This window comes from Peribacillus aracenensis (genome assembly GCF_025175645.1).
Classification (GTDB): Bacteria; Bacillota; Bacilli; order Bacillales; family DSM-1321; genus Peribacillus; species Peribacillus aracenensis.
The window spans coordinates 1-21,789 of sequence record NZ_JANZMJ010000017.1 but is presented as its reverse complement, the minus strand read 5'-3'; the positions used below and the strand labels follow the sequence as shown (position 1 = coordinate 21,789).

The following is a 21,789-nucleotide window of genomic DNA, read 5'->3' as shown; positions in this document are numbered from 1 at the left end:
CCTTAGGGGTCTTTAGTATGATACTAATAAACAGAATCATTCAAGTTATTTAAAAATATAACCAGCAGAGGTTCACCATGCTAAGTTACGAAGGATTCACATTAATTATCATGCTCTTTATTTTAGCTCCCATCATGGGGGCTATCGCTCTTTTATTTCTATTCATATTCGAGAAAAGGATCGACCTTCTTGAAAATAAAAACAAAGAGATCCGCCTGGAGCAAGCACTGCAAGAAGCACAGTATAATAAATTGAACCAGCAAATCCAGCCACACTTTTTGTTCAATACACTGAATGTCATACTGGGCTTGGCCCGCCTGAACAGGACGGCTGAATTAATACGGGCCTTAGAAGCATTTTCGCAATTCCTGAAATTCAAATATAAAGCATCAGAACCATTGATCCCCCTTTCCCAGGAAATCCAGTATACCCAGCATTATCTCGACATCCAGACCCTTCGCTTCGGTGATCGGCTCAAGATTGACATGGAGTGCCCAGAACCATTAGCAATCGCACTGGTCCCACCCTTCATCCTCCAGACATTGGTGGAGAATTCGTTTAAACACGGTTTGGAAAAAAAAGTGGGGGAAGCCCTGCTGCATATCCGGTTCCATCTGGATTCGCAGATGGTATATCTGGAAGTGGCGGATAATGGATTAATGGGAAATGAATCTTCCGTTACGAACGAAGGCGGCCATGGCCTGGATAATATCCAAAAACGTCTATATTTGTATTTTAATGACCGTGCACAATTGAATATCGCTTCTAATGAATCGGGAACTAAAGTAGAGGTATCATGGCCACTTGTTTTTGAAAAGAAATTGGAGGAGGCGGAGCCGGAATGAATGTATTATTAGTTGATGACGAACCATTGGTCCTTGAACAAATGGAATATATGATTCAGTCCATATACCCTTTTTGGACGTTTCACAAAGCTGCTGATGCCTGTCAGGCACTGACCCTCAACCAAAATCATAAAATCAACCTCGCTTTCCTGGATATTAATCTACCGGGGCGATCGGGTCTTGAATTTGGTGAAGACCTAAGGGCCCTTAACAAAGAAGTCGAAATCATAATGGTGACCGCGCATCAAAGTTTCGATTATGCCCAGCAATCCATCAGGATAGGCGTGGTTGATTATTTAACGAAACCCGTCATAGAAAGTGATTTGCATAAAGTCCTGGCCAAGTATGACAAAAGGGAATCTTCTCAAAACTATTCAACCCTTATTCACCATTCACTTTCATTCATTCACGAAAATTATGCCGAAAAACTTTCCCTTTCGGACATCGCTCGTGAAGTGCATACCAATCCGACTTATTTAAGCAGGAAATTCCATGAAGAAGTCGGCACTTCCTTTTCGGAATATTTAATGCACTATAGAATAAAGGCCGCTAAAAGGGCCTTAACCAATAACACCAGCTGGAGCATATCAGACGTCGCTGAAAACTCAGGTTTCAATAGCCAGCATTATTTCAGCACTTTATTCCGGAAGATAGAGGGAATCACGCCCAAGGAGTTCCGCGAGAAAGGAAAATGAACATTGCGATCACGTACATTTCAAGAATACGTACAAGGCCCCATCCAAATCGGGATGGGTTTAGGGATCATCTCCCTCCTGGCACGCTGGGTGACAGGAACCACGATTCTATCCTCCCCCGAATCGATGGTGAAGTATGGAGTCTTCGGAGGGATTGGATACGCACTGATGGGAGCGATCGCCCTGTCCATGTTCAGCTTCATCGGGAAGAGGGTTCGGCAGGATTTCCCCGTGGGGCTGACCATCGGGGACTATTTAAAAGCCCGGCTTCACCCCCTCGGATATTGGATATTGATCGTAATTCTGGTCATAACCAGTTTACACATCTTATTCATTCAAGGAATGGCCGCGTCCACCCTATGTCAGTTTCTTTTCGACACCCCCCTCTATGTCGGACTGTTCTTTTTTTTCGGTTTTTGTGTCCTTTATGCTGGATTCGGCGGGTTAAAGCTCATTCATGGATTCGCCGCTTTTCAAGTCATCTTCATGTTTGCCGCGGTAATCTTGATTCCTTTATACTTTTTCGTCAAGGAAGGGATTCAGCCTGTTTATGATGGGATTCGTTTATACCATCCATACATGCTCGTAATCAATAAGTATGATCTATGGAGTTTTCTTTTTGCAGGACTTCTTGTCGGGTTCGGCCAGTTTTTCTTTGACCTGACATCATGGCAGCGATTATTCATGATGGAAATGAAAAAGGTTCCCTTAACATTCTCTTTATCCGGCCTTATCTGGATCATATTCCCTCTCTCCTTTTCATCCCTGTTCATCATGGTCATCTTTACGGGCGGCTTCACTGATATACACTCGATCCTGGATGGATTGGCAAACAAAATAACGACACCATTCTTTTTCATCCTTTTTGTGCTCTGCGCTTTCAGTGCAATCGCCTCAACATTCGGTGCCTGCCTGCATTCATTGGTAAGCCTGATCGTAGCCAATATTCTTGAACCATTAAAAACAATAAAAAGCGACCAGCAAAAAATTAGGATGGCCTGCCTGCTTTCAATCTGTATTGGAGGATTAGTTTTCGTTGCTACACTCTTCTATTCCCCAAACCTATTAGAGCTCTTATTTTATTCAGGCAATATATATTCGGCATTGCTGGCCCCAATCCTGGTCATCGTATTCAGCAAAGGGAAAGTCGCTGATTACATACCGATAAGTGCGGTCCTGGCCATTTTGGCTTCATACATCATCCAGCCTTATGTAAGTGAATTCCAAAGCATATGGTTCAGCGGATTGGCTTCATTGACGATCCTGGTGATTTGTAAGATCCTTACCCTCATCAAGAACAAATGGAGGTTCGTGAAAACAAAACCATAAATACTGTAAACCCCATTCATCATGATGTTCCATACATGAATGGGGTTCTTCTTTTTATCTCGTAATAACTTAGCTTGCCACCTTTCTGAAATACCGATAAACCTTTTCTAGCTTTTGAGTCTGTTTCCCCTTTGGGCTTTCCATATTGCCGAATTCGAAAAACTTCACTTTTTTGATTCCGACAAAATTGAATAACGCTCTTTTCATCAAGATTTTATGCGCATCATTCAACCAGAGAAGCGGATACTTTGCCGGTCCCTTCATCGTGGACACACATACGACCGACTTTCCCTTTAGAAGACCCTCCGGGAACAATCCCTTTTTATCCCTGTAGGCAAAATTCGCAGAAAACAATTGATCAATGTACCCCATCAGCATTGCCGGAGGCCTCCCCCACCAAATTGGATAGACAAAGACAATCTTGTCGGCCCAGGTAATTTGATTTCTATATTTTTCAAGCTGAGGATCACGATGCATATCACGCCTTCGTTTATGCTCATTGAACTCCAAGAGCGGATTAAAGCCTTCTTCATATAAATCCAATACCTGCAGCCCCTTTATATTCGGGTTCTCCTTACTTCCTTTGATGACTTTTTCTAAAAAAGCATGGCTTAAGCTTTTTTGATTTGGGTATGTGTAGATGACCAGCACGTTCATGACGTCCCCCCATTACTTATCATTTGATAACAATAATATAACAGTGTCTTTTTTGTTGTCAAATGATAATTGTATTTTGATAACACTTTTGATATCTTCACAAGAGAGGTGAAAGTTATGGACAAAAAAGCTCTTTTTGAAAAAATGGTCACATTTACAACTTCCGTGCATCAAGTGACACACGAATTGACCCAAAACGCCAAATCCGATTCCATCACGCCGGTACAATATAAAATTCTTGAATATATAACAGTCAGTCAGCCAGTCACACCAAGCGAAATCAGTGACTGCCAGCATATCTCCATGCCTAACACGAGCCGTGAACTGAAAAAATTAAGTGAAAAGAATTTAATCGAAAAAATAAGTGATTCGGAAGATAGACGGAAACAATACATCCGCCTCTCCAAAGAGGGGGAAATGATGATGAACGAGGCTTTTGCAATCGCGGAATCCCGTTTCCAAAGCCGGCTGCAACATGCAACAAAGGAAGATTTAGCGGATATTGACCGTGCCCTGGATATTCTTCAAACAAAACTTTTTACTAAATAAACAAAAATGGCTCCCGGGATGAAGTTGACAAAGAATCAACTTCAATCCCGGGAGCTCCTTCATAGTCTCCATGCATATTTTTTCATCAGGTACCGCAAAAGGTCCGGTATGGTTTTGTTGACTCAGGCAGTGCGGCGTATTCAGCTTGTTCCTCGCAATGTGCATAAGGATTTGCAAGAACAGCCAAAAGCCGTTCCATCACGCTGTAGTCCCCTTGTTCCACTGCCGCTTCCAACGCCTCTTCCACCCGGTGATTCCGCGGGATCACTGCAGGATTGCTGTTCTGCATCAACTGATTCGAAGCTTCTTTCGATTCCTTCTGCCTGCCCAGTCTCGCCTGCCAGAGCTCTTGCCACTGAGCGAATTCCGGTGCCCCGAAAAGGACCGTATCCTCCACTTTATCAAAGGTCAAAGCACGGAACGTATTGGTATAGTCGGCACCATGCTTCTTCATCATACTGAGGATGCCATTAATAAGAGCTTCATCCTGAGTCTCTTCGTTGAATATTCCCAACTTCGCCCTCATTCCCGCTATCCAATTAGCGTGATACAGATCATTAAAAACAGAAATCTTATCTTGGGCCAGTGTAACGGCCTGATCTTGGTCATCATGCAACAGCGGCAATAGGGACTCAGCGAATCGCGCAAGATTCCAACCCCCAATAACCGGCTGGTTGCCATAGGCATAGCGGCCTTGTCTATCAATTGAACTGAATACCGTTGCAGGGTCATAGGCATCCATGAAGGCGCAAGGGCCATAATCGATGGTTTCCCCGCTGATCGTCATGTTGTCGGTGTTCATCACCCCATGAATGAAGCCAACCAGCTGCCATTGGGCGATGAGCTCAGCCTGACGCTTGACCACTTCCTGCAGCAGCGAGAGATAACGGCTTTCATCGGCTTCGATGTCTGGAAAATGACGCTTAATGGCATAGTCGGCAAGTGTCCGGAGTTCCTCGAGCGTGCCCCATTTTGCAGCGAATTGAAAGGTTCCAACACGAAGATGACTCGAGGCCACACGGGTCATGATGGCACCAGGCAGCCCGGTTTCACGGATTACCGTTTCACCTGTCGTCACAACTGCCAGACTTCTGGTGGTAGGAATGCCAAGCCCATGCATCGCCTCGCTGATGATGTATTCGCGGAGCATCGGTCCAAGTGCAGCCCGGCCATCTCCCCCGCGGGAGTATGGCGTTCTTCCTGGACCCTTCAGCTGGATATCGACCCTCTCTCCTTCTGGCAACACCTGCTCGCCAAGCAATATCGCCCGGCCGTCCCCCAACATGTTAAAATGACCGAATTGATGCCCGGCATATGCTTGTGCAAGAGGCGAAGCACCTTCAGGAACCTCGTTTCCGGCAAACACCGCCACGCCATCTTCGCCTTGTAGCTTTTGAACGTCCAAACCAAGAGAATCCGCCAAAGGTTCATTCAGAATGACCAACTCCGGTGAACGTACAGGAGTCGGGTTCGTGCTCGTGAAAAACTTTTCCGGAAGACGCGCATAGCTATTGTCTAAATTCCATCCTGTTTCATTAGTCATGGTTTCTCCTTTTCTTATTTTGACTTTTGTATAAAGGTTCGTTCTCTCAAGATTCAGTTAAAACACGGTATAAAACTCGGTTGCAGTCCATTTTTTAATGTCTACTTCTAACAATTTATTATACCGTTTCTGCCTAAAAATGGCTCTCTTAAAGTTATGTTAAATCCGTGACACCCCGGGATTTTATAAAACGATTGGTAAAATGCCACCCTCATCGGTTCCTTAGACCTCGTCCCCTTCAAACATTTAACGAAATGAAGATTATTTCTTTACCTCTAGGTTTAATCTCAACGAAAAATGAAAAAACCTTTCGTTTCATAATTGGCAACTAAGCTATGAAGTGTAGATCTGAAATAAAGTCACGAAGTTTTCAAAAAAGTTACGGCATTTCCCCCTTTTGGATGTTTATCTAAAGGGGGTTTTAGGATTAAAAGAAGGAAATCTATGTATATTTAGTGATGTAAGTTTATGCTTTTTATGTAATAATTATTTTGTGTAATGTAAAGTTACAATTCATACATAGTGAAGGTGGGGATCATAATGGCAACGGGAACGCATGCTGTAGTAGTTCCAGTAGATGTACAAGCAGTTTGGGATTATGTCAGTGATCTCGAAAAATGGGCAACGGCAGTACCAGCCTATAAAGAACATGAAATCATAAATGACAAGCAATCTATTTGGACATTTGAAGGTAGTGTGAAAGGTATTAAAAAAACAATACAAGCGCAGGTAGATATTACCGAATGGAATGAACCTTCAAATATTAAGTTTGAACTGAAAGGTTTATCAGATAATTTTACAGGAAGCGGTCACTTTACTGCAGAAGATGTTAATGGTAAAACACTAATGACTTGTACGGTGGAAGTCCATGCAGGCGGATTATCTGGTGCGGTGTTAACACCAATTATTAAATGGGCTGTTCCAAAAGTAGCATCTCGTTTAACAGAATCCATCGCACGTAAAATTGCAGTATTCTCATAGTTTTTATTTTGGAGATGCCTTCTCTGAAGTATAGAGGGCAACATTCTGAAGTGACCAATGTAATGCTATGGAGTTCTGCTAGAAATTTTATAATTACCGGAAGGGGGCTGTCCAAAAAAGGATGGCCTCTTTTTTTCAATATTCCAGAGTCGGGCGCCTTAATGGCTAAGAATCACAAAAATCGTCAAACTTTTTTATGAAAATCTCATACGTATCTAATAAGAGTAACTCCCATCCCGAACCATGATTTTAAAGAAGACTTGATTACCCTTCATTTTTTTTTACTTTTTTATATAGTTACAATTTCATCATCAAACCACATATAGGGATATAATCATTTTGTATCAAAAAAAGCCTGCCATCGATTCGGCAGGCTTTTTTATATCATCTATGATTTTCTCAAACAGGTGAACAGAAACTTGCTAATCGTGTGGAGGATTCATGTTTTCTGAATGCCCCCCACCTTTTTCTGTCCGCTTCGTCTCCTATATCCCTCTTCCAATCCAATATATGCTTAATTCAGTAAAGTCAGGCTAATAAAGGCAATGCCAAATATACAGTACAGAATGAGGGTAAAGGGCTGGGGAAAAATAATATATACTATCATACTAATGATCATCAACAGGATGCTGAAGGCATTTATCCTATCTCTCCACATACTCACCTTTGGTCAACTCCTTTTCCACAAGCGTAAGGTACATTTCCATCGCAAACTTCTTCCGATGCTGCCTGGCCGGCTTTGAGGAAGAACTTCTCCCACAGTCAAAGCGAGCATCAGCAAAAATAGAGTTTCTTCTTCATCCTTCATTCCACTTTGTTATAATGGCTTTGTGCCTAATTTGCATTTTTTCATTTTTCGTTAGTAAGTAAGCGACTGATAATTTATAATTATAAAATTGAATCCGCTAAACAGCCATGTAGCCAAAATGATAAATCTATAAAAATAATTTAAATATTCAGACTTTTTAAGGGGTATGAAGTGAATGATCTATAAAACTTTCAAGGTTGTATTAAGAGCCTTGCACAAAGGCCAAACAGAGGAATTCGCTTATGTTTTTGAAGGGAAAAGCTTGCTGATCGGCCGTGCAAGCCAGCACTCCAAAGCTGATTTCAGGCTTTACAATGACTTCGTTTCCAGGGAACATTGCCGGATTTATATGGAGGAGGGACAGCTCTTCATTGAGGATTTGGCAAGCAAACACGGTACCTCGGTGAACCAGATGCCGCTCGTACCGGGCAATCCCTGTCGTATTGAACCGGGGGATTCGATTACTTTGATCAATGGACTGATTGAATTCATGATTTCCATCGACAACGATTTAACAAGGGATTTCACTCCAGTGAACCCCGAGTTCCAGCAAACCGTCACTATCAATGAGCACCTTCAGACCGTGATCATCAATGAAGAAGCACCCATTAAAATGCCGACAAAGGAATTCAATTGCTTTAAGCTACTTTATGAAAATTTGGACAACCTAATTTCAAAGGAAGAGATTGTCCAGCAAGTATGGCCAGAGAGAGTCGGTGATCCCGAGCAAATTGTGACGGCAGAAGAAATCGCTTCACTTCTGTACCGGGTGCGGAAACGGATAAATGGGCACTTCGCAATAAAAGCCGTCATTCAAAAAGGATATTATATGGAATCCATCCATTCATTCAATCTATCGGACTTATAATGACAATCATTCGAAGACATGAAAAAAAGCATTGCTGATAACAATGCTTTTTTTCATGTTTTTATTTCTTCGGTAAGTCCAGATTCGTGAATTGATCGACTGGAACGATGTCTTCTTCCATATCCATCACCTTCAGCACAACCCGGTCCCCTACATTCGTCAACACAACATCGGATAGCTCATTGACTCCAGGGTCCACCGAGAATCTCTTGGCATTGCCTTCAACAATTAAATAGAATACGTATCCATTTGAAAGATTGGCATCGTTGATCCTTGTAACTTTCCCCTTTATTTCTTTCATCTCAAATCCTTTTTGAGGCGTCACACCGCTGACTTTCCCTAAAGAGGCAATCAGTTTTTTATAATTGCGGAAAGCTTCGTCTTTCGTTTTACCAAAGACCACTTGGGGATTATCGCTATTGGCGTACACAATCGCCACACCTTGGAACTTGCTGCCCTTTGTAACCGGAATCACATAAGTGGGAGCACCGTAAATCGTATAGAAAATTCCATTAGTGGCTTTCCACCCTGGATATTTAGACAAAAACTCACTCGCATTTGCGTTGGATTTTGCCTCCTTACCAGTCAGAACGGACGTGACGCCTTTATAGTACGTCATTTCACCGGTTTTGGCATTGAAAACACCATAACCTACAAGGGTTTTGGAGTTGCCTTTTGATTTAGCCCTGGTGAAGTCCACTACATAAATCAATTCGCCTTTTTCGTTAAACGTAACCTGCATATTATCCTCATTAGGAATCAGGACATCTTTCTTCGGTCCAATCAAGGACTGGTTCTTCCACCCGTGAATATATTTTCCCCAGTAGGTCCAATATTCGAGGGCTGTTTCCAATGTGTATGTCCGATCTACCCATTTAGGTTCTTTTCCTTTAGGATAGTATTTCGTGTCCCCCGTTTCCGGATTCACCAATACCACCCCGTCCACTACGGGACCGCTGCGGTATTTCAAATAATGTCCGACTGAAACTACGAAGAAAGGCTTTCCATCTTCGTTCGGTTCCAAATATGAATCATGGATGATTTTATTCGGATAGGCCTTGCGAATCGTTCTTTCCAAATCATGATCGAGGTACTGTGAGGGAGCATACAGCATCTTCCCTTTGACAGTACTTGCCCCTTTATCCGTCGATACGGCGGAAATCAGATTATAACCTGGTGTGTATTCCGCTTTCCCTGCTTTCAAAAACCCATCCATTTCAATGGGCGATGTATAAGCCAATTCACCATTGATATTGGTTAGACGGTATTCGCCTTCAGTGAAATATGATGCATTTTCTATTTTATTAATCGCTGCATCGCCTTTTGCGTCAGCCATTTTCACTGTAACAAGCGGCATGGTTTTTATATCTTGAACTTCTTCCAGCTCTTTTTTCTTATCGACTTTCGCCAATCCATGCAGATCAGCAGCAAAAGTGATGGGGTAAAACAGCATGATGACCCATGCAGCTATCAAAACGACACCTAGCAAACTGTTGAAGTGTACGTTCCAAGGTATTTTTGGTTGCTTTGCTGCTTCATTTCCCCTCCGATTCCGTCGGGTGCTTGAAGATTCACTGGCACTGTACACATAAATTCTTGAATCGATGATGAGAATGAGCCCAAGTATAATGGCAAAACTCGAAAAGAATGCAGCGGCAGTGAGATCCAGCAACATGATATCGATAACGAAAAAAAGTATGGCAGCAGAAACTAAAAGTCTCAACACCTGTTCAATGAAAAAAGGTATCTCCTTTTTGGCGATTGCGTTTGTCCATCTCTGCGGAATCAAGGAAAGCCCCAATATGGCAATTGGCACTTTCAATAAAATTCCTTTCAAGATGAAAACGAGTAGTGAAATTATCATGGTTTTAAAAATCTCCCCTTGTCATGTACGTTTCCATTTACCAATTTTATCACTTTTGTACAACTATTTTACTATTTTTTTAATATATCGAAATAACGTAAAAAAAACTACCAATATTATTTGCTCCAACGATGCTACTTTTATCGATTTAATGTTTATATAGACTCTAGAATAGGATCGATGCCAAAGGGGGCGAAGCCTTATGATTTATGAAGAAACTTACCAATACCTATTAAGGAATGTATCTTCCACTGAATTCGATACGTGTTTGTACGCCTTGCTCCACAGTGATTGGGACGGGGTCATCCAGAGCCCGTTTCATATGATGGCCCGAGGAGTCGGAACGACAGAAAAATACTTAAGGCAGATCATCAATAAATTCACCGCACCACAAGGTTCACTAAAAAAAGTGTTTGTGCCTGTTCATCAAGGTGAAGATATTTTATATAAGTTTAACCTTGGTCCTGCAAGTAATCTTGGCTATAACAGGAAGACGGACCGTTATTGCAAGAAATACCGTTTCTTTTATTGCGATGCTTTCAAAACCTTAACGATTCATGGAAAACGGCTGCTGCTGATGGGCGCTTTCCGAATGTCCGTTTTGAAGTCTGAAGAAGTTCTATTCGAATATAATGAAATCGTTCCTGATTCCAATTCGCCATTCACAAGGAAGCGCTTGTTGGATGCAGTCGATGCCATCCATGACGCTTTAGGCCATGTAGTGACGATTTCTTTTGCAAGCAGGGCTTTTTCAAAGAAAGAAGTTCTGGTATTCACCTTTACCGAAGGCGTGTTGGAGCAGTATAAGGAAAATAGGGCGGAAAGGACATGGTTGCGGAGAACGATTTTTGACTCTGGCTACCTTGGGCATATCAATGATTCTGTGTGCAGGGAATTGGAACGGGTAGGCAAATATATTTTCCGTTCATTTCTGCAGGAAACGACAAACATCACCAATGATATCCAAAAGGAACTGCAGAAGTTAGCCCGTTTCGTCTATTCTCATTCTCTTAAGAAATTTGGCCAGGCGATTCCTGCCAATGGGCAGTTACTTCTTGCCCCAAAACAAGCCTCTGCTTATTTAAGCAAGATCATGTACAATGAAACATTGGAACAGATGGTCAAGTATGCCCACCAGGCAGAATCCATCAAAAGCCTGCTTGAACGCGATCATTTTCATAGAAACATCTCCGAGAAAGCTCTCTGCCGGGAAGTGAATGATTTGGAAATGGCTGAACATATCAAACCCATTCTCCAAAAGTACCAACAAGCAGACTTCATCTGCCATGTGCTGAACGACTGGTGCGAAACATGGCTCATTTCCCGTGTAAAGACAGTGACAGAAGAATTCCGGGCAGAAGGAAAAAGGAAAAGTACCGATGCTGATAAGCAGGTCGCGGCCGAATATATGACGCGCATTAGAAACGATACATATGACCAGTTGGACAGGCTGTTGACCGTGCTTCTTAAGTTCGGCAATCATGCAGTGGCCCCGGCTGTCCGGAACTTCCCTCTCACTAAGAAAAAGGAAACCCTCCAATCCTATTTTGCGATCCAAAAGGAGCGTCTCGGCGTTCTTCCCTTTTCCTCTTAAAAAACCACCCGGTTTAAGCCTTTTAATAGGTCATTTGTTTTCCAAGAGAACGGATCCGTTCTCTTTTTTTGCTTGTAACGAAGGCCGACTGTGAATTGCAGAATGACGATTGGGTTTGGTGATTGGCACATTGTGGATTTCTCCCCTGAACTCGTGTATTGCCTATGGACCTTGTGGATAAGGGAACTTGGGCAGCAGTTTTTTTTGAAGGCAGGCCATGACCCCTGCATGGGCAAGGGCATTTATCCGGAGTTATTCTAAGGGTCTAAGAATGGGTCTATATAAAGGAACTGAAAAAGGTTTTGAACATCAGTATGAATAAGGTGTTGAATCTAGGCAGGCTGCTATACGGGTAAAAGAAATGGGCCCCATTTAGAATGGAAAGCCCTTATGACTTGTTATGGCATTAATAATATTTTCCCCGAACTTTTCCGGCTTTCAAGAAGTCTATGTGCATCCGCCCCATTTTCCAAAGAGAAAAGAGTCGGTTCCTTGATGAGGATTTCCCCGGACTGAATCCATTGGAACAGCTCTGCTGTTCTTCTTGTCCGTTCTTCATGGGTAGTCAGGACGTTCCAAAGGTCTCCGCCTATTAATGCTTTCGATGTATCCATTAACATTCTTGGATCGACTTTCTCTGGATCACCGCCTGCCATTCCAAAAAATACAACCGTTCCTCCAGTCTTGGCCGCCTCGAAACTATCCATCAAGGTTTGGCCCACTGATTCATAAACGACATCAACGCCTTCCCCCCCTGTTACAGCCTTGATGGAATCCACCCAGTCCGAACCGTAAAGGAAAACATGAGCCGCCCCTGTTTGTTTGGCAACCGCCGCTTTATCATTTGTTGAAGTCAAGCCGATGACCTGACCGCCCTTCATCTTGATCATCTGTGTCAGTAATTGACCGACTCCACCAGCAGCGGCATGGACCAGAATGGTTTCACCTGCTTTAACTTGATGACTGTCATGGGTTAAATATTGGGCAGTCAATCCTTGAAGTAAAACGGATGCGGCCGTTTCAAAGGAAATGTCCTCAGGCAGAGGTAACAGTTTATCAGCTGGAACTGAAACCAGCTCCGCATTGGCATGGGGAACATCAGCGAACCCGACACGATCACCGGCTTTCACATGATGGACTTCTTCCCCGACATATTTGATGACCCCTGCCCCCTCATACCCTAGAATGAATGGGGGATCACCCACCAAATGATAATTCCCTTTCCTTCTATATACATCGGCAAAATTCAATCCGATTGCTTTCATTCGTACGATCACGGCTGATCTTGAATGTTCTGGTTCTGCAATTTCCCTTACAGACAGAACTTCGGGCCCGCCGAAATCATCAAAGACAAGTGCTTTCATCATCCTGACTCCCTTCAATACTTCTTCATTCTTTAAGATATAGGATAGATCCTTTGGTGGCAAGAAACACAAATAACCGCTCTCCCTTAAAGGCAAGAGCGGTCACTAAGTTTACTCAATCTGTATTGGAACCAGGGCCGTTCTTTCGTTTATTCGCAGAATACTCTTTTCCATGTGCTTCATGTTCTGCAATGATGTCCGCTTTCGGAATATGGTTATTTTTTTTCGGTGAACCAGTACGGTTACGATGTTTTTTTCCCATGATCTATCTCCCCTTCATTCAAAGCTATTTATGTTGAACTAATGTTAGCTTGTCCGATTACCACTGAAAATACCGGCAAAATAGACGCTTCATAATAAAGGAAAAACCATCGCGGGAGACGAATAGATGTAAAACGGATAGATGAGGAGGGATAAACATGTTTCCTGAATTGAACACGGAAAGGTTACGCTTTCGGGAAATTCGTGAAAGTGATGCGGAAGCGGTTTTCCAATGCTTATCAAAAGATGAAGTCACCCGCTTTTATGGCCAGGATTCATTGGAAAATGTCGAACAGGCGAAGGATATCATTGCGTCTTTTGCAAAAAACTATCTTGAAAAAAGAGCCATCCGATGGGGAATTGAAAGAAAGGACACACAGGAATTGATTGGTACCATCGGTTTTCATGCTTATAGTCCCAAATACAGACGGGCGGAAATCGGTTATGAAATCCATCCAGCACATTGGCGGAAAGGATTTGCGTCAGAAGCTCTTAAAGAAATTATCGCTTACGGTTTCAACGACCTTGATTTAACCCGCATCGGCGCGGTCGTTTTCCTGGAAAACCAGCCATCAAGTGAGCTCTTGCTTAAGCTGGGCTTCATCCAGGAAGGAATATTAAGGAGTTATATTTACCAAAACGGTATCCCTCATGATACATATGTGTATTCCTTGCTGAAGTGAAGAAATTTGTGGCACCCCTGCCGAATGACTGGTTAGCCAAGACCCTCTAGATGCTTGCTTTGATGAGGGCTTGGCAGCCAGTCGGCGTAAAGGGGCGGCTTTCTGGAACCAAGATTCAGTTCTGTTCGGTGCATCCTTTCCCCATTCCATTTACTCATATGAATAAGATAAAGCCGTAAATAAACTTCCTTTATATTCCAAACTACCTACAAAAGAAAGTCACCAAAACACATGGCGACTCCCACTTCACGATTTTAGGTGACTTCAAGATAGTCCTTCAAGGCCTGCTGCAGCGTCCCCTTTGTTTCAGCTCTATTCTCGATTTGGACCCCTGAACGGATCATTTTCGTTACCACTTCTGGGCGTAATCCGGTCACTACAGCTTTACACCCCATCATTGCCGTTCCATCGAGGATTTTCAATAAATCATTAATGATTTCAACTTCCATTTCAATGATACCGGATAAATCCAAGATCAAGGTCTGTATCCGCCGTTCACCTATCTCCTGCAATACTTTTTCCTCGATTATCTGTATACGTGTATTATCGATTGTCCCAATTAACGGAAGGACGCAGGTAGTGGAAGTGACTGGAATGATCGGGACGGATAGATTTTCCACCAAGTTTTGCTGAGCAAGAATCAATTTGTCTTTGTAATCGGAGTAGCTGACGAAAAAGGATTTAAGAAATACATCAACCTTTTCATTCACTTTTTTCTCTAATTCAAAAAAGGTTTTGGATTCACTGAAGACTACTTTTGCACTTTCGTATTTATAAAGAAATGTCCAAAGCGTTCTGCGGATGGCCTGAATCCATTCCAGCTTGAACGAAAGCGTCAAAGAGTGGGTTGCCCACGTAACTCCCTCTTGTTCGGCAAATGCAATCATATCCGTTTCATTCTGTTCCACTATATAACGGATGAGCTTATGGGCATTATTCAAAAGGTCGACATTTCCAATCAGCAGAATTTCTTCAATTTTATCCCTGACATTGACAGCTTCTGATAAAAGATATTCTTCAAATTCACTTTTATTCTGCAAAAGGAATTCCATTATCTTTTCTTCCTCATAAACAAAACTCACTCTTCCCCACTCCCTTTTTGAACTCCAACTGTGATTTTTGTTACTATTTACTTTCTAGATGGGTGGAGTTTTTTCCTGCTAATTGCTCCTATATTAAAAAACATCTCCGGAAAAAATATTTTTCGATGCGGAAGAAAATATTAAATGGGTGGACGACTTCCCATATTTAATGGCTTCATCGACGAAGTCTTCCAGCGTTTCCATCGAAAATGTACTTATTTTAATCAAATAACTGTATTGACCGGCTAACCGGTGGCATTCCAGCACTTCCGGATGGTTCAAGCTAAATTGATAAAAGTCTTTGCATCTATCCGTTTCGAATAATATGAATGCCGTTATGCGCCTATCAAGTTTTTCAAGTGATATTTCCGTTTTATATCCTTTTATCACTCCGCTTTCCTCTAATTTATTCACCCGTTCCTTCGTTGCTGGAGCCGTTAAAGAAACTTCATGTGCCAGTTCCTTCATGGACATGCGCCCATTATTCTCCAGCAAGGAAAGTATCTTTTTATCCGTTCGATCCAATTCAATCACACCCACTTTTTATTGTTAATAGAATTTACCTAAATACATTATAAAATAAATAGAAATGAAATGATTACATAATTTATCGTATGTATTAGGGAATTCGCTTTTTATATAATAAACACAAATATAAATAAGGGGGATTCACGATGAAAAAAGTATTGATGCTGTTATCCAATGGATTCGAAGCGGTAGAAGCAAGTGTGTTTACAGATGTATTGGGCTGGAATAAATTAGAGGGTGATGGTACGACTGACCTGGTTACGGTGGGACTTCATGAACAATTGAAATGCACATGGAATTTCATCGTGCAGCCCGAATTGACCCTCGATCAAGTGAACCTTGATGACTACGATGCTTTGGCCATTCCAGGAGGATTTGAAGAAGCCGGTTTCTATGAGGATGCCTATGATCAAAGGTTTCTTGATGTGATCAAGCATTTTCATGATAAGAACAAAATCATAGCAACCATTTGTGTAGGTTCTCTCCCACTAGGAAAAAGCGGGATATTGAATGGAAGAAAAGCCACTACATACAACCATCCAACCAGTATGAGACAAGGGCAGCTAAAAGATTTTGGGGCGATTGTCGTTAATGAACCGATTGTCGTCACGGATAATATCATTACATCCTACAATCCTTCCACTGCATTCGATGTTGCCTTTACGCTCTTGGAAATGCTCACTTCCAAAGATAATTGTAAACATGTGAAGGAATTGATGGGCTTCCATTAAGGTTGTCTTCCGCTTCAGGCGCTCGGCGGAAAGGGAGCGGATACCCGAAATCAACTGAAACTTTTTTCAAAGAGAAAAACTGCAGGCAAACTCGTTTTTGAGCTCATCTACAATCAAGGGTCCCGAATGAATTCGGAACCCTTTTTCACGTTACTTCCAATAAGCCAATGAACGGGTTTTCATGGATTCACGGAACTGTTTTGTTGATTCTGGCAGGACTTTATTCGTTGCATAATCGATGATGACACCATACTGGCGAATGACATCCAGACTATCCAGCTCGCCATTGGCGAATTTATCTTCGACTTTTTGTACGTTTTCCTCAAGCCATTGTTTACGGTTGTTCCTGATAAACGACCTAGCTTGTTCCGTTGCTTCAACATCTATTTCGAATAAATCGAGGTCTTTATCGATTTCCTTGATCACGACTCCATAGTCTTTTTTGGCTCGCTCAATTGAAACATATTCATCGATCACATCTTCCAAGACATCTTCGGGATTTCTTTCAAGCGGATCTCCCAGTCCCCCGCCCCCAGCGGATGGGCGTACAAAGGAATCTCCTTGCTGCACCTTCACATTTGAAAAAATCGCACCTAAATAGCGTTCGTCCTCTTTGCCCGGATTCAGCCATGCTCCATGCGGGGAAGAAGGAAGCCCTCCAAAGATCCCCCATGTTATTGAACGGGAACGGTCACAGCAATAGGACATGACGGTGTTTTTGACATTCGTGAGTGTACCGCCCTTTTCTACACCGCACCCGCCGCGGTATTTCCCCGGCCCGGCAGAGTCGGTGATGATTTCATGCTTCATCGTCACGACGGGTGACAATCTTTCTTGCCCTTCGCAAGGCTGTACACTGAGGCCCAAACCGAATGTCGGCGAAGTGGCATTCACACCGTCCCGGTCATAGCGTCCTCCATGACCGCCGGCCATCCAGTCATACCACATGAAGTATTTATCTTGCTCTTGGCGTTGATCCCAACCGCCGATAAGTAAATACTCCAGGTTAAATGAGCATGCAATCGCTCTTTCCGGCATGATATTGGACCAGAGTTCGAAGCACGCACTCATGATTTTTTCATAGGCCCCTGAACAAAAACCGGTTACGGCAATCGGTGCCGGGGCATTGACGACGGAGTTTTCCGGAAGTTCAATCTTCACCACTCTGTAAAAGCCGGAGTTCAGAGGGATTTCAGGAAAAAATGTCTTGGTTCCCGAGTAAGCTGCTGATAAAGATGCCCCGAAACCGGCATTCAAAAAGCAGCCGATATAAGAATGTGAACCAGAAAGATCATAATGGATCTCGTCATCCGTGATGGTCATCTTAACCCTGATCGGAATCAGGCCGTCTCCGGCTTCCGGGTCCATATCAATATAATCAACAGTCTCCCAGGTTCCATTCGGTAAAGCCGCAACCTTGGCCCTTGCCAAGCGCTCCACATAATTCTGCACTTCCGCAAAGGCAGACAAAGTCGTATCGATTCCATACTTCTCGATGATGGCAAACAACTGGCGCTCGCCTACCTTGGCCGCTTCCACTTGAGCACGAAGATCGCCGACACGTTCCTCAGGGACGCGCATGTTCGAAACGAGCACATTGACCACATCTTTTAAAAATATTCCTTTACTATATATCCTTAGCGGCGGAATCCTCACTCCCTCGCCGAAATGTTCCTTGGCATTGATATCGAAGGAGCCAGGTGTCGAGCCGCCCATGTCGGCCCAGTGGCCATTCGTCTGCATGAACGCAATCAGCTTGTCCTCATGAAAGACTGGCAAGAGAACCCGTGTATCATTGAAATGAGTACCGCCCCGATACGGGTCATTGACCAAGAATACGTCCCCGGGATGGATATCCCCCCCGAAGTCCTCGAGCACCGCTTTTGCCGTTAGATGCAGTGTTCCTACGTGGACCGATATATCCTGCGTCCCTTGCATGACTGTATTTCCTTCTGCATCACAAAGCGCACAACTGAAATCCCGATTATAAATGACGAAGGAATAGCATGTCCGAAGGATTTGTTCAGCCATCTGATCTACAAGGTTAACGAAGCCATTTTTAATCACTTCAAATGTCACCGGATCTAAACCTGTTCCAACGCCAGATTGGTCAATTAACTGTTTATTCGACAATGAAATCCACCTCTTTTTATTTATTTTGGGAAAGAATCAAGTTTCTGTATTTATCAACTTTTGCCGTGAAATTTGGCGGAATGACAGTCGTTGTATCAAGCTGATCCACTATGGCAGGCCCCGGGATTTCAGAAAAGGCCGGAATGAGTTCCCGGTTATACACGTTCGTATTCACATACCCTTCCTCTTCGAAATAGACATCACGCGTTTCCTTCAAGGCATCAGCAAGTGTGCCCCCTGGTTCATAAGTCGGGAATTCAGGTTTTGGCACAGTTCCGATAGCCGTAACGAGAAGCCCGTAGATTTCCACGGTCTGTTCTTTATCGGAAAAAGAAAATTCCCGTTCATGCTCTTGATGGAAACGGTCAAGGGTCTCTTCCAATGAAGAAATCGGGCAATCGACTTCTATCGCCAATGAACGCCACTGTCCCATATACCTCATGTCAATATAGCGCACCAATGTGGAAGCTTCCTTAGCGACCCCTTCTTCTTGCAATAACTCCGCGGCCTCTTTTTCCATTCCGATGAATTCCCTCTCTAAATCCATTAACGATACATCCCTGACATTCTTGACATAGGTTTTGGATATATCATGACGAACATCGACCAACAGGCATCCCATTGCAGCGGCAACACCCGGATGCGGCGGGATGATGACAGTCGGGATTTCCATTTCCTTGGCGAGGTACGCTCCATGCAAGGGTCCAGCGCCTCCGAAAGCCACAAGTGCAAAGTCGCGGGGATCGTATCCCCTCCTGACTGAAATCAGCCTTAGCGCATCACACATATTGGCATTGGCCACCCGTGTGATGGCATTCGCCGCTTCTTCAATCGTATAATCGAATTTCTTGGCGATCTTATCCACGACTTCAATCGCTTTTTGTTTATCAAGTTCCATTTGCCCATCCAATAGTTTTGTGCCAAGTCGTCCCAATACAATATTGGCATCGGAATTGGTCGGTTCCACGCCACCCCTGCTATAGCAAGCAGGTCCAGGTACCGCGCCTGCACTTTGAGGGCCATTGCGTAAAGAACCGCCTTCATCCACCCAAGCCAAGCTTCCTCCTCCTGCTCCTATCGTCAAGATTTCGATACTTGGGAAACCGATCGGATATCCATACTCGATATACCAATCTTTAGTAATCCGCAAATCACCTTCATGCATCAGGGAAATATCGGTGCTCGTTCCTCCCATATCCAGCCCAATGGCATTATTGAACCCGCAAAGCTGGGCGATATGTTTACTGGCAATCGCACCTGCAGCGATTCCGGAACTTGCGAGCCTTGCCGCATAACGGGGTACGGTTTGGGATGTCATTACCCCTCCGCCGGAGTGAAGCACTAATATATCATCTTCATACCCCCGTTTATTCATTTCACCTTCAAGGGTTTTAATATAGTTGCTGACAGTCGGTCCTAAAACCGCATTGACGATCGTCGTACTCATGCGCTCATGCTCAAAAATCTCAGGAAGGACTTCACTTGAAATGCATATATAGACGTCCGGGAGTTCCTCCTGGATGATTCGTTTCACTTTCGCCTCATTGCTTCCATTTACATACGAGTTCATGAAGCAAACCGCAATGGATTCGGTACCGCGTCTTTTTAATTTCCTTGCCAGTGCCCGTACTTCCTCTTCATTGATATCCGTCAAGACATTCCCTGCAAAATCAATGCGCTCTTCCACTTCAAAACGGTCTCTTCTTTGTATATACGGTTTGGCTACATCATCATATGTATCCCATAACTCAAGCTTGGTTCCTCGGCGGATTTCCGATACATCCCGAAAACCAGCGGATGTGATCAATGCTGTCTTTGGCAATTTCCTTTCAATCAAGGCATTGGTGCCCACTGTTGTACCATGGGAAAACACTTTAATATTTTCACAATCTATTTCCGCCTTTGCAATTCCATCCAAAATGCCGATTTCTGGATTCTGAGGAGTCGACGACGTTTTCGTGATGGAAATTTCCTTCGTGCTTTCATCAAAAACGAACACATCCGTAAATGTTCCTCCTACATCAATTGCGAGCCTAGTTTGCTTCGTACCTATCATTTCATTCCCACCCCTGCTACAAGATTTTAAAAAAATTCATACCTTTTGACATTGCTTCGTACCCATTCACCACTTAATGGAACTGTGTGAATGAGTGTCAGCCGCTGGATTTTCTTAGCCGAAAAAAGGAACATGATGAAATAAAAAAAACCAGTCATATCAATAAGAAATCATTGATATAACTGGTTTTTGATCTAGGTTTAGCTTCGCTGGGCGGCGAAGTCTATTAGATTCGACAGTTATTTATAGAATTCATCTTTAAATCACCAAGTCCATTTAAGGCGATGGCAGAGTAGTATTTGCTATATAAACTACCTTTTCACTATGGCTATATACTTTATCTTACGTCAATCCACCATAAAGTCAAGGTTATTTTTTAGAATACTCAAACAACTTACAAGGCTAAGAAGTTTACAAATAAGTGAAATAAAGGAACCATAACTGTTCCCCTATGCTTACGCAACATGATTATTTATCAGGTGCTTCCGATGTGCCTTCCTCACTGTTTTTAGGTAAACTTCAGAAATTCCATTCATGCCTTCCGATAGTTGTGCTTTAGTATATTCCATACTGCCAACCAGTTTATGAAGCTTCTTATCATCATTCACTTCTGTAAGTTTAGATTCTGAATCCGTCACATTATTTCACCTCCATCATTTAGGATGGCAAATCAAGATGGAAATATGTATGACAGGCGATAATGATAGACACTCTCGAAGTTCATTTTAGGTAAAGAATGGAATATTCCAGCAGAATCTGTACTTAAATAAGCGAGAAAAGTTTATTTTATGAATCTTTTTTTAAAAATCAGCTGTTTTCATGGAACTAAAGGGATATACTATAGTTTAGCTTTTATTACATTTTTGTTAGTATTTTTTCTTGCCGCACATTGTGTAATATTTTACAAGTTTTTCTATTTACATCAACAAAATGCTTATTGCAAAGGAGAATTGGATATGTCAGAAACGATTACCCAATCACAAACTGAACAACTTAATGCCAGCCAAAAACAATTAGATGTACTGGACCAATTATTAAACCCTGAGGTTCAGGAATCATTGAACACTTTAGTTGAGCAGTTACCAAAACTAACTGAGTTAGTGAATATTTTAACAAAGTCTTATGATTTCGCTCAATCGGTTGCGACTGATGATGTTTTGAAAAACGATACGGTCAGCGCCATTTCGGAGATCGCGACACCTGTAGTCGATTCAGTGA

Annotated in this window: 20 protein-coding genes and 1 pseudogene; 10 read left to right on the top strand and 11 right to left on the bottom strand. The window is 42.9% G+C overall.

What is annotated here, in order from left to right; genetic code table 11:
- The first annotated feature begins 77 nt into the window (after positions 1 to 77).
- The 3 genes from N0M92_RS17015 to N0M92_RS17005 are packed head-to-tail and all read left to right on the top strand — an operon-like array spanning position 78 to position 2,869.
- Positions 78 to 845: a sensor histidine kinase gene (locus N0M92_RS17015; RefSeq protein WP_260286925.1), complete on the top strand. Its 768-nt coding sequence runs from the start codon at positions 78 to 80 to the stop codon at positions 843 to 845.
- Entirely contained in the window at positions 842 to 1,540 is a 699-nt protein-coding gene (locus N0M92_RS17010; RefSeq protein ID WP_260286924.1) for a response regulator transcription factor, read from the top strand. The genes N0M92_RS17015 and N0M92_RS17010 overlap by 4 nt, the downstream gene beginning before the upstream one ends.
- A 3-nt stretch (positions 1,541 to 1,543) precedes the next feature.
- Positions 1,544 to 2,869 (top strand): SLC5/6 family protein, encoded by a 1,326-nt coding sequence (locus tag N0M92_RS17005; RefSeq protein WP_260286923.1) that lies wholly within the window; start codon positions 1,544 to 1,546, stop codon positions 2,867 to 2,869.
- 69 nt (positions 2,870 to 2,938) lie between these two features.
- Here the strand turns inward: N0M92_RS17005 and N0M92_RS17000 are convergent, their stop codons facing one another.
- A complete protein-coding gene (locus tag N0M92_RS17000) occupies positions 2,939 to 3,526 on the bottom strand; it encodes an NAD(P)H-dependent oxidoreductase (RefSeq protein WP_260286922.1) in 588 nt (195 codons plus the stop codon).
- A gap of 117 nt (positions 3,527 to 3,643) precedes the next feature.
- On the opposite strand from N0M92_RS17000, the gene N0M92_RS16995 reads away from it, so the two are divergent.
- The gene (locus tag N0M92_RS16995; protein WP_260286921.1) at positions 3,644 to 4,075 is read left to right on the top strand and encodes a MarR family winged helix-turn-helix transcriptional regulator; all 432 of its coding nucleotides are present in this window, start codon (positions 3,644 to 3,646) and stop codon (positions 4,073 to 4,075) included.
- 85 nt (positions 4,076 to 4,160) lie between these two features.
- Here the strand turns inward: N0M92_RS16995 and N0M92_RS16990 are convergent, their stop codons facing one another.
- On the bottom strand, positions 4,161 to 5,618 hold the full coding sequence (locus N0M92_RS16990) for a protein adenylyltransferase SelO (protein ID WP_260286920.1): 1,458 nt from the start codon (positions 5,616 to 5,618) through the stop codon (positions 4,161 to 4,163).
- 540 nt (positions 5,619 to 6,158) lie between these two features.
- Between N0M92_RS16990 and N0M92_RS16985 the strand changes: the two genes are divergently transcribed.
- On the top strand, positions 6,159 to 6,599 hold the full coding sequence (locus N0M92_RS16985) for a CoxG family protein (protein ID WP_260286919.1): 441 nt from the start codon (positions 6,159 to 6,161) through the stop codon (positions 6,597 to 6,599).
- 983 nt (positions 6,600 to 7,582) lie between these two features.
- Positions 7,583 to 8,275 carry an FHA domain-containing protein gene (locus N0M92_RS16980; RefSeq protein ID WP_260286917.1) on the top strand — a complete coding sequence of 231 codons (693 nt, stop codon included), beginning with the start codon at positions 7,583 to 7,585 and terminating at the stop codon, positions 8,273 to 8,275.
- A 61-nt stretch (positions 8,276 to 8,336) separates the two neighbouring features.
- On the opposite strand, the gene N0M92_RS16975 is transcribed toward N0M92_RS16980, so the two are convergent.
- Entirely contained in the window at positions 8,337 to 10,139 is a 1,803-nt protein-coding gene (locus N0M92_RS16975) for a hypothetical protein (protein ID WP_260286916.1), read from the bottom strand.
- A 202-nt stretch (positions 10,140 to 10,341) separates the two neighbouring features.
- Between N0M92_RS16975 and N0M92_RS16970 the strand changes: the two genes are divergently transcribed.
- Positions 10,342 to 11,733, top strand: coding sequence for a hypothetical protein (locus N0M92_RS16970; protein WP_260286915.1), 1,392 nt, complete (start codon positions 10,342 to 10,344; stop codon positions 11,731 to 11,733).
- Here N0M92_RS16970 and N0M92_RS16965 read toward each other — a convergent pair.
- From N0M92_RS16965 to N0M92_RS16955, 3 genes are all read right to left on the bottom strand, one after another.
- Positions 11,730 to 11,864, bottom strand: coding sequence for a hypothetical protein (locus N0M92_RS16965; protein ID WP_260286914.1), 135 nt, complete (start codon positions 11,862 to 11,864; stop codon positions 11,730 to 11,732). The two genes, N0M92_RS16970 and N0M92_RS16965, sit on opposite strands and share 4 nt — an antisense overlap.
- A 267-nt stretch (positions 11,865 to 12,131) precedes the next feature.
- Positions 12,132 to 13,097, bottom strand: a complete 966-nt coding sequence (locus tag N0M92_RS16960) for a quinone oxidoreductase family protein (RefSeq protein WP_260287015.1) — start codon at positions 13,095 to 13,097, stop codon at positions 12,132 to 12,134.
- A gap of 115 nt (positions 13,098 to 13,212) precedes the next feature.
- Positions 13,213 to 13,359 carry a hypothetical protein gene (locus N0M92_RS16955; RefSeq protein WP_141994063.1) on the bottom strand — a complete coding sequence of 49 codons (147 nt, stop codon included), beginning with the start codon at positions 13,357 to 13,359 and terminating at the stop codon, positions 13,213 to 13,215.
- Positions 13,360 to 13,516: 157 nt separating this feature from the next.
- On the opposite strand from N0M92_RS16955, the gene N0M92_RS16950 reads away from it, so the two are divergent.
- A complete protein-coding gene (locus N0M92_RS16950; protein WP_260286913.1) occupies positions 13,517 to 14,041 on the top strand; it encodes a GNAT family N-acetyltransferase in 525 nt (174 codons plus the stop codon).
- Positions 14,042 to 14,295: 254 nt separating this feature from the next.
- Here the strand turns inward: N0M92_RS16950 and N0M92_RS16945 are convergent, their stop codons facing one another.
- Together N0M92_RS16945 and N0M92_RS16940 are read right to left on the bottom strand one after the other, a co-directional pair.
- Positions 14,296 to 15,123, bottom strand: coding sequence for an STAS domain-containing protein (locus N0M92_RS16945; protein ID WP_260286912.1), 828 nt, complete (start codon positions 15,121 to 15,123; stop codon positions 14,296 to 14,298).
- Positions 15,124 to 15,216: 93 nt separating this feature from the next.
- Entirely contained in the window at positions 15,217 to 15,648 is a 432-nt protein-coding gene (locus tag N0M92_RS16940) for an Lrp/AsnC family transcriptional regulator (protein ID WP_260286911.1), read from the bottom strand.
- A gap of 149 nt (positions 15,649 to 15,797) precedes the next feature.
- Here N0M92_RS16940 and N0M92_RS16935 point away from each other — a divergent pair, with 149 nt between their 5' ends.
- Positions 15,798 to 16,382, top strand: coding sequence for a DJ-1/PfpI family protein (locus N0M92_RS16935; RefSeq protein ID WP_260286910.1), 585 nt, complete (start codon positions 15,798 to 15,800; stop codon positions 16,380 to 16,382).
- A gap of 150 nt (positions 16,383 to 16,532) precedes the next feature.
- On the opposite strand, the gene N0M92_RS16930 is transcribed toward N0M92_RS16935, so the two are convergent.
- The 3 genes from N0M92_RS16930 to N0M92_RS16920 all read right to left on the bottom strand — a co-directional run bounded on the left by N0M92_RS16930 (position 16,533) and on the right by N0M92_RS16920 (position 21,209).
- Complete coding sequence (locus N0M92_RS16930; protein ID WP_260286908.1) at positions 16,533 to 18,515, bottom strand: hydantoinase B/oxoprolinase family protein; 1,983 nt, start codon at positions 18,513 to 18,515, stop codon at positions 16,533 to 16,535.
- 16 nt (positions 18,516 to 18,531) lie between these two features.
- A complete protein-coding gene (locus N0M92_RS16925) occupies positions 18,532 to 20,571 on the bottom strand; it encodes a hydantoinase/oxoprolinase family protein (RefSeq protein ID WP_260286907.1) in 2,040 nt (679 codons plus the stop codon).
- Positions 20,572 to 21,026: 455 nt separating this feature from the next.
- Complete coding sequence (locus N0M92_RS16920) at positions 21,027 to 21,209, bottom strand: hypothetical protein (protein ID WP_260286906.1); 183 nt, start codon at positions 21,207 to 21,209, stop codon at positions 21,027 to 21,029.
- A 318-nt stretch (positions 21,210 to 21,527) separates the two neighbouring features.
- Between N0M92_RS16920 and N0M92_RS16915 the strand changes: the two are divergent.
- A pseudogene (locus tag N0M92_RS16915) lies at positions 21,528 to 21,789 on the top strand (DUF1641 domain-containing protein); the annotation flags it as partial.

What these genes read in the sequence shown, in the direction of transcription:
- N0M92_RS17015 (WP_260286925.1), top strand. Translation starts at nt 78, where the DNA reads ATGCTAAGTTACGAAGGATTCACATTAATTATCATGCTCTTTATTTTA.
- N0M92_RS17010 (WP_260286924.1), top strand. Translation starts at nt 842, where the DNA reads ATGAATGTATTATTAGTTGATGACGAACCATTGGTCCTTGAACAAATG.
- N0M92_RS17000 (WP_260286922.1), bottom strand. Translation starts at nt 3,526, where the DNA reads ATGAACGTGCTGGTCATCTACACATACCCAAATCAAAAAAGCTTAAGC.
- N0M92_RS16995 (WP_260286921.1), top strand. Translation starts at nt 3,644, where the DNA reads ATGGACAAAAAAGCTCTTTTTGAAAAAATGGTCACATTTACAACTTCC.
- N0M92_RS16990 (WP_260286920.1), bottom strand. Translation starts at nt 5,618, where the DNA reads ATGACTAATGAAACAGGATGGAATTTAGACAATAGCTATGCGCGTCTT.
- N0M92_RS16985 (WP_260286919.1), top strand. Translation starts at nt 6,159, where the DNA reads ATGGCAACGGGAACGCATGCTGTAGTAGTTCCAGTAGATGTACAAGCA.
- N0M92_RS16980 (WP_260286917.1), top strand. Translation starts at nt 7,583, where the DNA reads ATGATCTATAAAACTTTCAAGGTTGTATTAAGAGCCTTGCACAAAGGC.
- N0M92_RS16975 (WP_260286916.1), bottom strand. Translation starts at nt 10,139, where the DNA reads ATGATAATTTCACTACTCGTTTTCATCTTGAAAGGAATTTTATTGAAA.
- N0M92_RS16970 (WP_260286915.1), top strand. Translation starts at nt 10,342, where the DNA reads ATGATTTATGAAGAAACTTACCAATACCTATTAAGGAATGTATCTTCC.
- N0M92_RS16965 (WP_260286914.1), bottom strand. Translation starts at nt 11,864, where the DNA reads ATGTGCCAATCACCAAACCCAATCGTCATTCTGCAATTCACAGTCGGC.
- N0M92_RS16960 (WP_260287015.1), bottom strand. Translation starts at nt 13,097, where the DNA reads ATGAAAGCACTTGTCTTTGATGATTTCGGCGGGCCCGAAGTTCTGTCT.
- N0M92_RS16955 (WP_141994063.1), bottom strand. Translation starts at nt 13,359, where the DNA reads ATGGGAAAAAAACATCGTAACCGTACTGGTTCACCGAAAAAAAATAAC.
- N0M92_RS16950 (WP_260286913.1), top strand. Translation starts at nt 13,517, where the DNA reads ATGTTTCCTGAATTGAACACGGAAAGGTTACGCTTTCGGGAAATTCGT.
- N0M92_RS16935 (WP_260286910.1), top strand. Translation starts at nt 15,798, where the DNA reads ATGAAAAAAGTATTGATGCTGTTATCCAATGGATTCGAAGCGGTAGAA.
- N0M92_RS16925 (WP_260286907.1), bottom strand. Translation starts at nt 20,571, where the DNA reads ATGATAGGTACGAAGCAAACTAGGCTCGCAATTGATGTAGGAGGAACA.